The following is a 16,048-nucleotide window of genomic DNA, read 5'->3' as shown; positions in this document are numbered from 1 at the left end:
ATTCCAGACCGGTGACGTCCTGGTTGCCGACATGACCGACCCCGACTGGGAACCGGTCATCCAACGACATGACCCAGCTGGCGCTGGGCCTGGACCGGGACTCGGCAATCGTGTCCGCAGGCTTCGATGAACGCGATACTGCCGTCAAGAAGCTCCTCAGCACGGCCATCAGGGCCTGCCGGTGCCCTGAGGCGAACGGGCAGACGGTCCTATAGCGCCGATTAGATCGGCTAATCAACGCTGTCCAGAGCTCACGATCGTAGTTAAGAACCTCAAAAATATCAGGGGTCCGCACTCATGACAGGTGTTGATAAACGCCCTTCGATGAGAGGGGTCAGGGGTTCGAATCCCTTAGCTCCACTGTTTAAGACCTCGACCCCAAACTCTGGCTGGGGTTTCGTCCTTGCCCGGGCCGGGCGGCGGGTGGCGGGTGGCGACCATGGCACACCTGTATCCTGACAATGAAGGTTGAATGGCTCCAGCGGCTATCGACCAAGCGCGGTTCGCGGCCGGATGACGGTCCGGAATCCTGCGCTGTAGCCTCGGACGTCGTGGAATCGCGCCGCAATCGCCAGTCTCCGATCCGCCCCCGGACTCTTGGAATGGATCTTTTATCAGTACCGACACACCAGCTCCCGTGGGAATTCCGACGTCGCCCCTCAAGCCCTCGCGCAGAGCTGCGGTGGATGAGCGTGCCCTCGTGACCTGGGCCGAGGCTGGTGACAGCACGACCGCGCGATGGCGTTCGGCGAACGGCAGGCCGGCGCCGGCGCGCGTCGAAGTGGTCACCGACTCCCTCACGGCCGATGAGGCCAACCGGATGGCGTCACAGGGGATCGCGATGCTCTGGCACGGTGACTTCCACAACGCGCGGCAGATCCTCAACGCCATGGACCGGCGGGTCAGCGCCGGCAAGAAAAAGTTCGCAGGATCTCCGGCCGATGGGTTCTATCGGCATCGCCAGTCCCGCTCGCATCGTGCACGCATTCTCGGCCTGCTGCTGATTCCTCTCGATCCGGGCCCTGTGGTGCCGCTGCGCCGCGCACCGGATATCCGGGAGGCCGCCGCTGAAGCGTACGGCGATATCGGCGAATCTTCCGTTGTGTCCCTGCATGAGCTTGTCGGGGCGATTGGCGCCCACGAGTGGCGACGGAATGGCGTCTACGTCGATGCCCTGCAGGGCCGCATCCACCCGCACTATGGCACGTTCTTCCCCACACGGAGTGAGTATGTGGATCTCGTGGCCGCCGCGGCGCTGCCCTCTGACACGCTGGCGTTCGACGTCGGAACCGGCACCGGGGTGCTCGCTGCCGTCCTCGCGCGCCGTGGCGTCCACCGCGTGGTAGCGACGGACAATGAACCGCGTGCCATCGCCTGCGCCGGTGAGAATTTCCGGAACCTCGGTGTCCAAGACCGTGCTGAGGCCGTCCTGACCGACATGTTCCCGCCCGGACGGGCACCGCTCGTTGTGTGCAACCCGCCCTGGATTCCGGCCACGCCGCATTCCACCCTGGACAGTGCCGTCTACGACCCCGGCAGCAGGATGCTGTTCCGCTTCCTGAACGAACTCTCCGACCATCTGGAGCCCGGCGGTGAGGGCTGGCTTGTCCTCTCCGACCTGGCCGAGCACCTTGGCCTGCGGTCGCGTGACGATCTGCTGGCCGCCATCAACGCGGCTGGGCTGAAAGTGATGGAACGGCTCGACACCAAGCCAACGCATCCGAAGGCATCGGACCGCGACGATCCTCTGTTCGAGGCGCGCACCGCCGAGGTCACGTCCCTGTGGCGGCTTGTTCCCCGGTAGTCACAAGCTTCGCCGCACGCGCGCCAGCCACCGGACAGGAGCAGGCTCCTTCGCCGTCCCGCTGGTGCTGGCGCTCACCGCGCTGATGGGCATTCCGTTGAGCGTGGTGAGCATCGCCTCGAGCCAGGGCATGTACGTGTCCACCCAGCCACATGAGCGCGGAGTGTCCGCCGGCAAATTCCAGACCTACCGCTACCTTGGCGCCATCACAGCCACGGTGATGATCGGCATCTTCTACGGAACCGGCGTGACCCAGGCCAATTGGGGACTCATGGTGATCACCATGCTGGTGCTCGGCGCCGTCGCGTTCGGCGTGACGCTGCTGTGGCGGGAGCGGAAGTAGGTTTTCCGGCTGACCCGGATCGCGCTCTGCGAGGCTGGTTTAGCTGGCCTATGACATGGCCGGCACTTCGCCGGCATCCAAGGAGCCGCCGTCTGCCTCCGGCAGTGTCAGGGTGACGGTGGTCCCCCGTCCGGGGCTGCTGGCCAGGGCGATCGTCCCGCCATGGTTTTCGATGATGGTTTTGGTGATCGGCAATCCCAGGCCCGCACCAGGAATGGCGGATGCGTGTGCGCGTGCGGCGCGGAAGAATCGGGTGAAGGCCTGGGCCTGTTCTTCCTGGGTCATCCCGATCCCGGTATCGGCGACCTCGCATCTGATGTTGTCCCCGTCCCGGCGGGCTCGGACCGTAACGGCCCCGCCGTCGGGGCTGTATTTGATCGCGTTGGAGAGCAGGTTATCGATAACCTGGCCGATGCGGGCCGGATCGAACCGGCCGGTCACGGGTCCGGACGGTTCAAGGTGCAGGCTGATGCCCGCGGCACTGGCACGCGGAGTGGCGGATTCGATGCTGTGGCGGATCACTTTGGTCAGGTCTGCTGGCCGGGGGTTGATGACCAGGGTATCCGAGGCGACTGAGAGCAGGTCGGTCACCAGATGCAGCAGCCGTTCGGCGTTGCGTTTGGCCACCACCAGGTACTGGGCCAGGTCGGCGGGAAGGTCGGGGTGTTCGTCCAGGGCCAGGCCGAGGTAGCCCAGGATCGAGGTCAGGGGGGTCCTCAGCTCATGCGAGACACTGGCGACGAACTGATCCTTGGCTGCAAGGGCTGTGACCAGTGCCGTCACGTCGGTAAAAGCCAGCACGGCGCCGGAACTCCGGCCGGTGCCGTCCTTGATCAGCCGAGACGTTGCGGAGAAGGCGCGTTGACCGGTGCCGGTGCCGATCCAGATCAATTCGTCGGTGAACGCCTCGCCCCTGGCGGCTCGGCGCAGTGGGTGCCGGGCCGGCGGCAGCGGGCTGCTCCGGTCAACGCCGAACACCGGCACCTCCTCACTCCCGGGCGCCCGCGGGTTTTCGCTGAGGGTACCGGTGAGGTGGTGGCTTTGCTGCTTGTTCATGAGAATTTTCCGGCCCTGTTCATCGACCGCGCACACGCCGACACTGACGGTATCCATGATGGTGCCCAGCAACCGCTCGCGCTGTTCGCTGGCCGCGAGCAGGTCCTGCAGTTCCTTGTCCTGGTTTTCCAGCTGCAGCCGCTGACGCAGGACAGCGTTGGAGACCACATGCGCGGTGAGGGAGATCACCCCGAGGATGACCGGGAGCATTACGATCCGGATGAACGACGGCCCTGTGAAGCCCGTTCCAAGGATCAGCGGCGGAAGGACCGCACTGAGAATCGTGGCCGATACGGCCATCACAACCCCGCTACGGTGGCGGCCGAGGGATAGCCAGACGACGGGAAAAACCAGCAGGAAACCCAGCACAGTGAGGTATTGATCCGCCGCTTCGCGGGAGAACCCGATGGCCAGGCAGTCCAGGACCGGAATGACTACCCAGGCGCGGGTCGGCAGCCGCCCCCACGGCACCATTGCGCACGCGGCCAGAAGGACCAGATGGGCGCCCAGACCGTACAGGAACGGACCGGGCTGCAGGAGCCCGGGGCGAAATGCCTCCGCCAGGACGGTGACCAGCACCATCGTCACCGACAGCGGCAACTGGAATATCACCATCCGACCCCTAAGGTCCAGGCCCCGGAAGTAATTATCGAGCGAAAGGAGCGGCATCGCGTTACCCATTCGTGCTTCCTTTCAAATCTGTCCTGCCGTTTGTTTCCGCCGCCTGCAGTGCCGGGAGATTTCTGAATCCTACTGCCACCATAGGCCCGCTGGCATGATCCGTATTAGCGGTGAGTTCTTCTGAACCCGACGAGAGCACCCCTGGTTTATCAACCACAAGGGACCCCTTCCTCGCCCTGTTTCCTCGGCGTATTGACACGCAGATTTCGCAGGAATACTGTCTGCCTTAACGGGGCTTTCCGCCCCGTTCCTGAGTATATTCGGCGCTGGAGTCTGGGCCGCTTCTGCTAGGCGAGGGCGCCAGCAAGGAGTTCCAATGTCTTGGGAAATGACCGGAAAGTATGTCGCCAACTGCAATTGCCAGCTGATTTGTCCGTGCCCGGTGGATGGTACGCCCACGGGATCGGATGGCGAGTGCCGCGGCGTGGCTGTGTTCCAAATCGCGAGTGGCAAACTCGATGACACCGATCTGTCGGGCATCGCGTTCGCCTTCTGCAACTGGTTCCCGTCGAACCTCTCGGCCGGCGGCTGGAAGGTGGGAGTCGTCCTCGACGACGGCGCATCGGCTGCGCAAGCCACTGCCTTGGAAAGCATCCTTCATGGTGAGGCCGGCGGCCCGTTCGCGGATTTTGCGGCGTTGTACGGAGAATGGCTGGGAGTGGAGCGCGCCAGCGTCACATTCTCGGACGGCGACACCCCGTCCGCCTCGGTTGCCGGGCGGGTGAGCTACACGTTCGAGGCCCTGCCGGGACCCGACGGTGGTGTCACCACCGTCAAGAACGCGATGTTCGGGTTCGCCCCGGAATTCCGGATCGGCAAAGCGCAGGTGCACTCGGACCTCTTTGGCCTTGACTTCGACGGCGTCTACGGTGAGACCGCGGACTTCACCTTCGCCAGCGCGATGGCCGAAAACGCCCCCAAGGGCCGGGCATGAGCGCCGACAGCTGATGCTGCGCAGGAAGCAGTCCACCAGAGGCGGCGTGCGCCCGTCTGCGCGCGCCGCCGTTTCGCCTGCCACAGCGGCCGGTTCTACGGCAGCCGCGTCCCGGGTCGACCCGCGGGAGGCCGGCCTGATCGCGGTCCTGCTGATACTCGCCGCAGCGAGCTGGGTCTTCACGTCCACCCAGCTGAGCGGGATGGACATGGGCCGGTGGACTGAGCCGGGGCCGCTGGGATTCTTCGTCGCCACGTGGGTGGTGATGCTGGCGGCCATGATGTTCCCGTCCGTGGCACCCATGGTGGTCGCATATGGCCGGATTCAGAGCCACCGACGCAAGATGGCGCGGTATGCTCCGGCAGGATCCACCGCCGTTTTCGTGGCCGGTTACCTGATCACTTGGACGGTCTTCGGCGTCGTGGCGTATTCGCTCTACATGTCAGTAGCGTCGCTGGCTCCCGGGCTCTTCGCCGCGGATCAAGGCGGCCGGTACCTGGCGGCCGGGGTGATTATGGCGGCGGCGGCCTATCAGCTCACGCCCGCCAAGAACGTCAGCCTGATGAAATGCCGGACGCCCATGGAATTCATCCTGCACCGCATGCGCCCCGGATACCGTGGCGCGCTGCGCATGGGAGTTGAGCACGGGGCGTGGTGCGTCGCATGCTGCTGGGCGCTGATGGTGGCGCTGTTTGCGCTCGGTGTGATGAGCATCGGCTGGATGGCGCTGATTGGGGCCTTCATTGCAGGAGAGAAGATGCTCCCGTGGAAGCGGCTCGCCAACCGCTCGGTTGCGGTGGCACTGGCCGTGATTGCGCTCGGAGTTGCCCTCACGCCAGCGGCGTTGGTCGGGATGGGGATGTAAAACGGGGGGTTCTTGAATGGTCTCATGTACTAGAGGAGTCGGAAATGTCTGACGGGAATGGACTGATCCAGCGGTTTTACAAGGAGATAATCGAGGGCGGAAATCTGTCCCTCATTGACGAGTTGGCGACGGATGACTATGTCGATCACGAAGAGGCTCTTCCAGGGCAACCGCCCGGCAAGGACGGCGTCCGGTACTTCGCGAACGCGTTCCGGACGGCGTTCCCCGATATTAAAGTCAAGACGATGGAAGCGTCATTGGCTGAAGGAAACATGGAGGCGTGCCACGTAATTCTCACGGGCACTCATCGTGGCGAGATGGCCGGCATGGCAGCCACCGGCAAAAGCGTCGAATTCGGTACCACCGACATTATTCGCGTCGAGGACGGCAAGGTGGCCGAGCATTGGGGAACCACGGACAACCTGAGCCTCATGCAGCAGCTCGGTGCCATCCCTGCTTAGGGCTCATCTGACGGGCGTCCGCAATCGGGCCAACACTGGAAGGACCTTCCGCCGTCGTCTTAGCCGACGGCGGGAGGCCCCCTTGTGCGGCAGTGTCCGCATCGTCGACACCCGCTGGGACCCGCCGGTCACTCTCGGGGTGCGGCTGGTCAGCACTACTGCCGATTGCCTCCAGCACGTGGGGCAGGCCGCGTACGCCAAGGGCCTGAACCCCTGACTGATACTGCCGAGCTGCTGGTGTGAGATCCGCCGTTTGTGGGCCAGACGGACGGCGCACCGGGGAGATGGACGCATGGTGAAGATGTTGAACATTCCCCAATAACTGCAGGTCCGCGTAGTTGCAGCCCGGCCGAAGCTACGCGTCAGGATCAGGTGTCGGCCGTCCTTTACAGCCACAACGACCACGGAGGCTTCGTCACGATCGGCCCTGATGTGTTCACTGCGTGAAACGATGTGCTTATGGAGATTCCAGGGACGTTGGACGCGCATCGCCTTGGCGACGAACATCCTTCCGAAGCGGACATCGATCTGTACCGCGTGCTCAGCGCTGACATCTCAGCCGGCGTCGCCGTGGTTTCTACATTGCTGCACAAGCGCGACTACGCAGCAACAGTGACTGCTTTTCTCTCCGTCTCCTATGACCCGCCTACGATGCTTGTCAGTCTCTACGCGGGCTCACGCATTGGCGAGGCAATTGCCACCAGGGGTACGTGGGCGTTGAGTCTGCTGCGCAGCAAGCACCAAGGCGCGGCGGATTGGCTGGCCAGTCAAGGGACCCCCGTTGAGGGCCTGCTGGCCCAGGTTCCCTACCGCCGCGGCCCGGCCACCGGATCGGTGATCCTCGACGGATCGATCGCGTACTTCGAGCTGCGAACGGTTGCCATCCATCCGGCGGCAACGCATCTGCTCATCGTCGGAGAGGTACTTGCGATGGGTAGTGACGCTCCAGCGGCGGAAGTACCGGACCCCCTCATACATTTTGCTTCTGCCTACCACCGGCTGGCGCCCTAGAAGTTACCCACAAAGGCGGCGAAGACCGCTGATCTCCCGGGTTACCACCTGCCCGCACACGGCACCCCGACCTGAATCAAAAGCCACCATTGCCGGAGGCACAGCGGCACCTCAAGTGCCGGATGGGTCCAGTTGAGGGCAAGGGCCACCACGTCAAAGCCGGCCTGAAGCAGGCCGGCGAAAAAGTCAAAGGCGCCTTCAGGAAGCACGGACCGTAGCAGCACCCCGGCTGGATCCTCAGGGCGTCATGGAATCCTTCGCCTGCAGGGCAGCGGGGTGAGGCACACCGGACTTCAGCCCGCCTCGACGGTGGTCAGACGTCGTTTTGCTGGTTAGCTCGCGGCCGGCAGTGCGTCCGGGATCCGGGGTTTCGTGTTTCCTGCGAAGGTGAACTGCGCGTCGTCGCCCTCGCCGTTAACATCCACCACAACGATGTCGCCCGGGTGGATCTCTCCGAAGAGGATCTTCTCGGACAGCTGGTCCTCGATTTCGCGCTGGATGGTGCGGCGCAGCGGTCGGGCACCCATGGCCGGGTCGTACCCGCGGGTCGCCAGGAGCACCTTGGCCGCGGTGGTGAGCTCGATGCCCATGTCCTTGTCCGCCAGGCGCTTCTCCAAGCGCCCAACGAACATGTCCACGATCTGGATGATCTCGTCCTGGGTCAGCTGAGGGAAGACAATGACGTCGTCAACACGGTTCAGGAACTCCGGACGGAAGTGCTGCTTGAGCTCTTCCGTCACACGGGCGCGCATCCGGTTGTAGCCGGTCTGCGTGTCCGTGCCGGACTGGAAACCGGTCGCGACGCTCTTGGAGATGTCCCGGGTGCCCAGGTTGGTGGTCATGATGATCACGGTGTTCTTGAAGTCCACCACGCGGCCATGGGAGTCGGTCAGGCGGCCGTCTTCGAGGATCTGCAGGAGTGAGTTGAAGAGGTCCGCATGGGCTTTTTCCACTTCGTCGAACAGGACCACGGAGAACGGACGGCGGCGGACCTTTTCGGTCAGCTGCCCGCCCTCGTCGTACCCGACGTAGCCAGGAGGGGCACCGAAGAGACGCGAAACCGTGTGCTTCTCCGAGTACTCGGACATGTCCAGCGTGATGAGGGCGTCTTCCTCACCGAACAGGAACTCAGCCAGGGCCTTGGCGAGCTCGGTCTTGCCGACGCCCGTGGGGCCGGCGAAGATGAACGAGCCGCCGGGACGCTTCGGATCCTTCAGGCCTGCACGGGTACGGCGGATAGCCCGCGAAACCGACCTAATCGCCTCCTCCTGGCCCACCACACGCTGGTGCAGCTCGTCTTCCATCCTTAGCAGACGGCTGGATTCCTCCTCGGTCAGCTTGAAGACCGGGATGCCGGTGGAGTTCGCCAGCACCTCGGCGATCAGTTCCTCATCCACTTCGGAGATGTCGTCCATGCCGCCGGTCTTCCAGTGGCGCTCCTTCTCTCTGCGCACCTGGACGAGCTTCTGCTCCTGGTCGCGGAGCGAAGCGGCACCCTCGTAGTCCTCCGCATCCAACGCGGACTCCTTCTCCAGCTTCATGGCGGCGATGCGCTCGTCCATCGTCTTCAGCTCCGGCGGGGCGGTCATCCGGCGGATGCGCAGCCGGGCACCGGCCTCATCGATCAGGTCGATGGCCTTGTCCGGCAGGAAGCGGTCCGAGATGTAACGCTCCGAGAGATTCGCCGCTGCGACCAGCGCGCCGTCGGTGATGGTGACCCGGTGGTGCGCCTCGTACCGGTCGCGGAGGCCCTTGAGGATCTCGATCGCGTCGGCCACGGAGGGTTCCTTGACCTGGATCGGCTGGAAGCGGCGCTCGAGTGCGGCATCCTTCTCGATGTGCTTTCGGTACTCATCCAGCGTGGTCGCGCCGATGGTCTGCAGCTCGCCCCGGGCCAGCAACGGCTTCAGGATCGAAGCCGCATCGATCGCACCCTCGGCCGCACCGGCACCGACAAGGGTGTGGATCTCGTCAATGAACAAGAGAATGTCGCCGCGGGTGCGGATCTCCTTCAGGACCTTCTTCAGCCGCTCCTCGAAGTCACCGCGGTACCGGGATCCTGCCACGACGGAGCCCAAGTCCAGGGTATAGATCTGCTTGTCCTTGAGAGTCTCCGGCACATCTCCGCGGACAATCGCCTGGGCGAGGCCTTCGACGACGGCGGTCTTGCCGACGCCGGGCTCACCGATCAGGACCGGGTTGTTCTTGGTGCGGCGCGAAAGGACCTGCATAACGCGTTCCATCTCGGACTCGCGTCCGATCACCGGGTCCAGCTTGTTCTCGCGCGCAGCCTGGGTCAGGTTCCGGCCGAACTGGTCCAGGACCACGGAACCGGCAGGAGTACCTTCCGCCTGGCCGGGGCCCTCGCCTGCGCCCGTGGTCTCCTTGCCCTGGTAGCCGGAGAGGAGCTGGATGACCTGCTGGCGGACACGGTCCGGGTCCGCGCCGAGCTTGACCAGCACCTGAGCGGCCACACCCTCACCCTCACGGACGAGGCCCAGCAGGATATGCTCGGTGCCGATGTAGTTGTGCCCCAGCTGCAGGGCCTCGCGCAGAGCCAGCTCCAGCACCTTCTTGGCCCGTGGGGTGAAGGGGATGTGGCCGGACGGGGCCTGCTGGCCTTGGCCGATGATCTCCTGTACCTGCTCGCGCACGCCGTCGAGCGAAATGCCCAAGGACTCAAGAGTTTTGGCGGCAACACCCTCACCCTCATGGATCAGACCCAAGAGAATATGTTCAGTACCGATGTAACCGTGGTTCAGCATGCGTGCCTCTTCCTGGGCAAGCACAACAACGCGACGGGCACGGTCCGTAAATCGCTCAAACATTTCACCACACTCCTGGCTGCCGCCTACCTTGATGCTACGTCGCCGCGGGCCCTCATGGGGGTATTCGCCGAGAGGCAAGGTATTTGTGAGTTTTCAGCGGTAAGTGTCCTGTTTTTCGCAGCATTACTTGTCCTGGCGCATCAACTGGTGACTTGATGAATTCGCGACCTTCCTATTTGGTGTCAAGTTCCCGTGGCCGTCGGTGTCTGTGGTGCAGCGCGTAGCTGTCAAACACCTCCGACGACGTCGTCCCTGGATGGCCGAACTTGCCGCGGAGTACCTCTGCGAGATCGTCCAGCGCTGCATGAAGCATCCGTCCGGCAAACCGGAGTTCCGGGTTTTCACTGAGTTTGGCCTCAGACGCCAACTGGTGGGCATAGGCAACGGTGGCCGGCAGGGAACCCCTCTGCTCGACTTCGCGGAAGTAGTAAGTTTCATGGAACGACAGCAAATCTATGCTGACGGAAGCCACGTTTTGGGCCAGCGATTCGAGTAGCCCGGCGGCATGCCGTGGTTCCAGCGAAGTTAAGCCCTCGGGACCTGCCGCTTCCCTGAACAGGTTCAGGTGGTGGGCAACAGCCCGGCGCCGGCTAAGGGCCGGGTATGTTTGCAGGATCCAAGTGACCGTGGCCGTCAGCAACCCGAACCCTGTGACGGCCTGGAAGGCCGCGACGAGTCTGAGCAGCGGATGCGCTGCGACAATTTCGCCGAACCCCACGGTGGAAAGAGTGACCATCGAGATGTAGAGCGCTTCGGCGAAGTCGCCCCGCTGTGGCACCCCGTCTTCGTAAACGAAACCTTGGGGCAGATGTGGCAGGTACAGCAGGGCCCAGCCTATGGCCGCCAGGCCGGCCCAGGCGCCGATAACGGCAGCCATCGCCAGGGGGGCCGCGATGGTGGAGCCCCGGCCCCTTAACCTTCTCGACAGAAGCCAGAATCCGCGCATTATCGTCCGGCCCACAGGACCGGACCCGTGCGGATAAAGGAGCGTGTGAAAGACGTCTGCGGCCATCAGCAGAATCAGCCCGGCGCCCATCACCGTCCAAAGCGCGTCCTCGAAGTCCATGCCTCATCTTAGAGGCGGAGAATTCTCTTGCGGTCTTCATGGCACCGGTGAATCCAAGCTTGTTCTTTGTCGAAGGGCTCTCCATCCGACACCCCCTCGGCAGCGCAGGCAAACGTGGGTGCGGTGGGCTCATGCAGAAAATGTATTAACACGATGCAAGCCTCCCGGATGGGGAAGTACGACGGCGGCGCCCGGGGTTGGGTACCGCCAGTCGCTTTTAGGTGTACATGAGGGAGCCCGGGGTGGTGAGCTTTTCGCCGGTTTCCAGTCAGGTCTTCGGCCCAGCGCCGGCCGGGCAGTCAGGTCTTGGAGTAGCCCGCTACTGCGCAGCCAGGGCATCCATCGGCGTCTCCCGGATCGAACGTCTTCGGCAGCACTACCTTGACCTTCCTTGCCGATGTTCAGGGGCAGGGTTGGGTATGTGATGCCATGTCCGTTGTCGCGCTTCTTATCAAAGCGGTCGAGGCCGGCGATCAGTTGGCCGCCGGAGTTGCCAGGCTGTTCCCTCAAACGAGGCTACTAGGTGCGTGAGGGGTGAAGATCGTGAACATATCAGAAATAGCTACGGATGTTCACTATCTTCACCATCTGTTTCTCATGCCTGTTATGGTGAATATATGGAACATCCGGCTGAAACTCCGTTCTTCCGCGCCATGGATTCGAAATCCTTTGGCGCTTCGGTCCGTAGCGCCCGTCAGGAGCGGAAGCTGACGCAGAGCGGCTTGGCCGAGCTCATCAACGCGAGCCGTCACACCATCGTCCGCCTGGAACAGGGCGAGAATGTTTCTTTGGAGACGGCTATCGCGGCGGTGCGGGCCCTTGAGCGGGACATTGCCCTTATTCCGCGGTTTTCACGTTTAGACGTCAAGCAGTGAGGCGGAATGAGCGGCTGGCCGTCTGGCTGCATGGCCGGCGGATTGCCTGGCTCACGGGAACGTCGTTGCGTCCGCGGCTTGAATACCTCCCGGACCTTGTAGCTGAGTACGGTGCCGGCGCTGCCCTGCTCTCGTTGTCCTTGCCGTTGCAGTCCAAAGCCATCAACGGTCCGGCAGTGCTGAACTTCTTCGATGGACTCCTCCCGGAAGGTCAGGTTCGTGCGCACTTGGCCGACCTGCATGGCGTTGCTTCCACGGACATCATAGCGTTGCTCGCGGCGGTGGGCGCTGACTGTGCCGGCGCGGTGCAGGTCCTTCCCGACGGCGTGGATCCCGAGGAGGGGGGAGAACTGCTGCCGATGACCGAGCAGGAAGTCGTGGCCGCCGTCGAGTCCCTCCCCGCTTGGGACCTCCCTGCGGACTTCGCCATCACCACGTCCCTTGGCGGTGTCCAGTCCAAGGTCCTGTTGTCCAGCAGCTTGTCGCCAGGCGACAGTGGCTGGTATTGGCCGGCCCGGGGCGCCGCCTCCACGCACATCATCAAACCCGACCCGCTTGATTCACCCATTCCGGACTTGCTGGCGGCCGAACATTGGGCGCTCGAGTTGGCCAGTGCGGCAGGCCTTCGTGCGGCACGGACACGGATGGAGATGTTCGGCACCCGTGATGCCTTGGTAGTGGAACGCTATGACCGAACCGAGGACCACAAGCGGATTCATCAGGAAGACTTCACCCAGGTTCTGGGGATTGCGTCTGCGGCAAAGTACGATCAGTCGACCGCGACACCGTCACGCCTCGCCCGAGTGGCTACGATCGCATCGACGCACAGCCGAAATGCTGCCGCCTTCAAGATTGAGTTGTTGAAGGCCGTGGCTTTCAATATCCTCATCGGTAACGGTGACGCCCATTCCAAGAATTACTCGGTACTGATCCGGGAAACGGGCGAGGTGCAGTTGGCGCCCCTGTATGACGCCGCGCCAACGCTGCTGCTCTACGCGCGCAGCTCCAATGCAGGGCACTCAGTGGCCGGTCAGGCCCGCCTGAACTACATCACCCTGGACCATCTTGTGAGGGAGGCCGGCAACTGGGGGATGGACGTCGATGAAGCCCGCTCCTGCGTGACGGGCCTCTTCATTGCGGCCGCGGAAGCTCGTACATCGGTTCCCGAGCACCTCGCGCACCTGCCCGTACTGGTGGCAGCTCGCGCAGAAGATCTCATTGCTGGTCACACGGCCCGCAGGCAGCTGTAACCGGACCAGATGGCGCTGGCCGGAGCCGCCTCAGGTGTACATGAGGGAGCCCGGGGTGGTGAGCTTTTCGCCGGTTTCCAGCCAGGTCTTGAGGCCGGAGAGGATCATCGGCCAGCCGCCGTAGAGCTGGTCGTTGGCGCCTTCGCGGAGCTGGTCGTGGGTGACTGTGAGGTGGCAGGAATCGCCCACCGGTTCGATTTCCCAGGTGACGCGGGAGGTGCCTTCTTCCTTGACGTCCTCGCTCCAGAGCGCGCGCATGGTCTGGACCAGGCGGCGCGGGGGATCGACTTCGATGTTTTCGCCTTCGCCCAGGAGCGCGCCGTCGGCCTTCGGGTTGCCCATTTCGAAGCGTCCGCCCGGCTTCCACTCGGCGGTGAAGGTGTTCCCGAACTGGTAGTTGCCGCGGATTTCGCTGGTGGTGATGGCTTCCCAGAGCCGCTCCGGGGTGGTCTTGATGTAGATTTCGAAGATCTTTTCCATGGGACTTTCCAATCTGGTTTTGAGGTCGCTGAGGGCAGCGGCCCATGGTTGTGCATATTTGCTGACCCAGCGGTCGTGGACCAGGCGGATGGGCACCGGATTCAGGAAATGGAGTTTCTCCCGGCCCCGGCGGCGGGTGACCACCAGGCCGGCTTCCTCCAGCAGCTTGAGGTGCTTCATGACCCCGTAACGGGTCATCTCGAAGCGGGCCTCGAGCGCGTGCAGGGTCTGCCCGTCTTCCCGGAAGAGCTCATCGAGCAGGTCCCGGCGGGTGGGGTCGGCGAGGGCCTTGAATACGGCGTCCACGGTTCAAAGATAGGTGACCATTTGGTCACATGTCAACGGGCTTTAGATGCCGTTCCCACGAAGGCCTGACCCGGGAAATGCGTGTCAGTGGGCGCGCGCAGGTGGGACGATGAATCCGTGGATCCCTTCTTCGATTTTGTCGGCTACTACTGGTGGCTGGTCTTTCCCCTGAGCGCAGTGATGGGAGGGTGGGCCAGGCAGTGGTCCAGGGCCAGCGAACGCCGCCACCGCCGCCGGGTGGAGCTGTACAAACTCAAGAACCAGGCGGTGCAGGCCGAACAGGCCAGCCAGGCTGCGGTCCTCTCGCTGGTGGACGCGCACGACGCCGTGAACCGGCGGTGGCTACGTCGCGGAGCGGGAAGCCAAGCGGATCAAGGACACCAATTTCACGGGGCCCGAACGCCAGCGGCTGGCAACGGCCAGGAAGCTGCTCAACATTGCCTCGGACAGTGCCGCCACGCCGGCGGAGCGGCAGACGGCGTACAGGCGCGCCCGGCGCGAGCTGGATGGGCTCATCGTCCTGCCCGAAGCGACGCTGGCCGCCCTGGAGGAGAAGATTGCCGGCGAGCTCGACTAGCCGCGCGCCCCGGAGTAGGTTCGTGACCCAGGGCAACGATGCACCAGACTTAGGGGCGTGACGAACAGACCCCGTCCCGGCCTCGCGATCGCTGCGCTCAGCCTCGGCACCTCCCTGAACCCGCTGAACTCGTCCATGATCGCCGTCGCGCTGGTGGTTCTGCGGGAGGATTTCGCGCTCGACGTCGCCACCGTCACCTGGGTGATCACCTCGTTCTACCTCGCGTCCGCGGCCGGGCAGCCGCTCATGGGCAGGCTCGCGGACCGCTTCGGGCCGCGCCGCCTGTTCACGTTCGGGATGGCCCTGGTGGCGGTGACCTGTGCGCTGGCTCCGTTTGCGCCCAACTTCGCGCTGGTCTGTGTAGCCCGCGCGCTCATGGCCGTGGGGACCGCGACGGCGTACCCGTCCGCCGTCGTGATGGTCACCGAACTGAGCCGGCTGGCGAAGCTGCCGTCCACCCGCCCGCTGGGCCGGATCCAGATGGCGAACACGTCAGCGGCCGCGGTGGGACCCGTGGTCGGCGGTTTGTTGGTGAGCCTGCTGGGCTGGCAGGCGCTGTTCGCCGTCAACGTGCCGCTCGCGCTGCTGGCGCTGATTGTGGTGCACCGGGCGGCGCCGGCCGATGCCGGACGCGAAACCGGGAAGCTTTCAACCCTGATCCGTGACTCCGACATCCCCGGCATCCTGGCCTTCGTCGCCTCGCTGATGCTCGCGATGATGGCGCTGCTGAACGTGATGCCGGGATACCGCTGGTGGCTCCTGGGCGCGGCGACCGTCATTGCCGCGCTGTTCGCGTGGCGGGAGCTGCGTTTCCGTCCGCCGTTCCTGGACCTGCGGCTGCTCGGCCGGAACCGGCCGCTGCTGCTGGTGTATCTGGTGTTCGTCGTCTTCAGCGGCGTCTACTACTTTGCGTTCTTCGGCCTGCCGCAGCTGCTGCAGGAGGCCGGACATTACGACGCCGGGCTGGTGGGCCTGCTGATGTTTCCCCTGGCGGCGATGTCCGTGCTGGTCACGCCGATGACGGTCCGGCTGATTGAGCGGTTCGGCGTGCGTTCGGTGATGATCGCCGGCGCGCTGATCCTGCTGGTTGCCTCGGCCGGCCTGGGGGCGTTGACGTTGTCCCTGTGGCCGCCATTGGTCTTTGTGCTGACCGCGTTGATGGGTGTGCCGTACGGAGTGGTGAGCACGGCGTCGAACCAGGGACTGTACGTGTCCGCCCGGCCGGAGGAGAGGGGAGTGGCGGCCGGTATTTTCCAGACCTGCCGCTACCTCGGCGCCATCACGGCGACGGTGCTGATCGGTGTGCTGTACGGGCCGGGCGTGAACCAGGCTAACTGGGGGCTGATGGTTCTGGTGATGCTGGGGCTGGGCGCCGTGGTGCTGGGGTTGGCGGTGGCGTGGAAGCGGAAGGGCGCTTAGCCTCGATCCACCGATCCGCCTGGGCGGATGAGCTGAATTCGGTTTCGGCTCGTTGTGCGGGCGAAGGGCGTGCTGGGGTGCCGGGCCTCGCT

At 64.2% G+C, this 16,048-nt stretch carries 13 protein-coding genes and 3 pseudogenes; 12 read left to right on the top strand and 4 right to left on the bottom strand.

The window, feature by feature from the left end:
- The first annotated feature begins 68 nt into the window (after window positions 1–68).
- From NG696_RS02070 to NG696_RS02060, 3 genes and pseudogenes are all read left to right on the top strand, one after another.
- Window positions 69–215: a hypothetical protein gene (locus NG696_RS02070; protein WP_252573809.1), complete on the top strand. Its 147-nt coding sequence runs from the start codon at window positions 69–71 to the stop codon at window positions 213–215.
- A gap of 485 nt (window positions 216–700) precedes the next feature.
- Entirely contained in the window at window positions 701–1,804 is a 1,104-nt protein-coding gene (locus NG696_RS02065; protein WP_445260425.1) for a methyltransferase, read from the top strand.
- A gap of 46 nt (window positions 1,805–1,850) precedes the next feature.
- Window positions 1,851–2,147 (top strand): annotated as a pseudogene (locus NG696_RS02060) (MFS transporter); the annotation flags it as partial.
- Window positions 2,148–2,195: 48 nt separating this feature from the next.
- On the opposite strand, the gene NG696_RS02055 reads toward NG696_RS02060, so the two are convergent.
- Window positions 2,196–3,884 (bottom strand): PAS domain-containing sensor histidine kinase, encoded by a 1,689-nt coding sequence (locus tag NG696_RS02055; RefSeq protein ID WP_252563706.1) that lies wholly within the window; start codon window positions 3,882–3,884, stop codon window positions 2,196–2,198.
- A 316-nt stretch (window positions 3,885–4,200) separates the two neighbouring features.
- On the opposite strand from NG696_RS02055, the gene NG696_RS02050 reads away from it, so the two are divergent.
- The 5 genes and pseudogenes from NG696_RS02050 (at window position 4,201) to NG696_RS02035 (ending at window position 7,155) form a co-directional block, all read left to right on the top strand.
- Window positions 4,201–4,818 (top strand): DUF1326 domain-containing protein, encoded by a 618-nt coding sequence (locus tag NG696_RS02050; protein ID WP_252563703.1) that lies wholly within the window; start codon window positions 4,201–4,203, stop codon window positions 4,816–4,818.
- A gap of 46 nt (window positions 4,819–4,864) precedes the next feature.
- On the top strand, window positions 4,865–5,683 hold the full coding sequence (locus NG696_RS02045) for a DUF2182 domain-containing protein (protein ID WP_252573743.1): 819 nt from the start codon (window positions 4,865–4,867) through the stop codon (window positions 5,681–5,683).
- Between the two features lie 44 nt (window positions 5,684–5,727).
- The gene (locus tag NG696_RS02040; RefSeq protein ID WP_252573741.1) at window positions 5,728–6,144 is read left to right on the top strand and encodes an ester cyclase; all 417 of its coding nucleotides are present in this window, start codon (window positions 5,728–5,730) and stop codon (window positions 6,142–6,144) included.
- A 97-nt stretch (window positions 6,145–6,241) separates the two neighbouring features.
- Window positions 6,242–6,361 (top strand): annotated as a pseudogene (locus NG696_RS20720) (mycothiol transferase); the annotation flags it as partial.
- A gap of 242 nt (window positions 6,362–6,603) precedes the next feature.
- Window positions 6,604–7,155: a flavin reductase family protein gene (locus NG696_RS02035; protein ID WP_252573739.1), complete on the top strand. Its 552-nt coding sequence runs from the start codon at window positions 6,604–6,606 to the stop codon at window positions 7,153–7,155.
- Between the two features lie 332 nt (window positions 7,156–7,487).
- Here NG696_RS02035 and NG696_RS02030 read toward each other — a convergent pair whose 3' ends face one another.
- The gene (locus NG696_RS02030; RefSeq protein WP_252573737.1) at window positions 7,488–9,983 is read right to left on the bottom strand and encodes an ATP-dependent Clp protease ATP-binding subunit; all 2,496 of its coding nucleotides are present in this window, start codon (window positions 9,981–9,983) and stop codon (window positions 7,488–7,490) included.
- 172 nt (window positions 9,984–10,155) lie between these two features.
- Window positions 10,156–11,049, bottom strand: coding sequence for a potassium channel family protein (locus tag NG696_RS02025; RefSeq protein ID WP_252573735.1), 894 nt, complete (start codon window positions 11,047–11,049; stop codon window positions 10,156–10,158).
- Window positions 11,050–11,666: 617 nt separating this feature from the next.
- Between NG696_RS02025 and NG696_RS02020 the strand changes: the two genes are divergently transcribed.
- Window positions 11,667–11,924 carry a helix-turn-helix transcriptional regulator gene (locus tag NG696_RS02020; RefSeq protein ID WP_252573733.1) on the top strand — a complete coding sequence of 86 codons (258 nt, stop codon included), beginning with the start codon at window positions 11,667–11,669 and terminating at the stop codon, window positions 11,922–11,924.
- Window positions 11,921–13,174 (top strand): type II toxin-antitoxin system HipA family toxin, encoded by a 1,254-nt coding sequence (locus tag NG696_RS02015; protein ID WP_252573731.1) that lies wholly within the window; start codon window positions 11,921–11,923, stop codon window positions 13,172–13,174. The genes NG696_RS02020 and NG696_RS02015 overlap by 4 nt, the downstream gene beginning before the upstream one ends.
- Before the next feature lie 30 nt (window positions 13,175–13,204).
- Here the strand turns inward: NG696_RS02015 and NG696_RS02010 are convergent, their stop codons facing one another.
- A complete protein-coding gene (locus tag NG696_RS02010) occupies window positions 13,205–13,960 on the bottom strand; it encodes an ArsR/SmtB family transcription factor (protein WP_252573729.1) in 756 nt (251 codons plus the stop codon).
- Window positions 13,961–14,077: 117 nt separating this feature from the next.
- On the opposite strand from NG696_RS02010, the pseudogene NG696_RS02005 reads away from it, so the two are divergent.
- Together NG696_RS02005 and NG696_RS02000 are read left to right on the top strand one after the other, a co-directional pair.
- Window positions 14,078–14,537, top strand: a pseudogene (locus NG696_RS02005) (hypothetical protein).
- A gap of 57 nt (window positions 14,538–14,594) precedes the next feature.
- Window positions 14,595–15,956, top strand: coding sequence for an MFS transporter (locus NG696_RS02000; RefSeq protein ID WP_252573727.1), 1,362 nt, complete (start codon window positions 14,595–14,597; stop codon window positions 15,954–15,956).
- Window positions 15,957–16,048 lie beyond the last annotated feature (92 nt).

The organism is Pseudarthrobacter cellobiosi (genome assembly GCF_023913755.1).
GTDB lineage: Bacteria > Actinomycetota > Actinomycetes > Actinomycetales > Micrococcaceae > Arthrobacter > Arthrobacter cellobiosi.
This window is presented reverse-complemented; position numbering and strand designations above follow the sequence as displayed.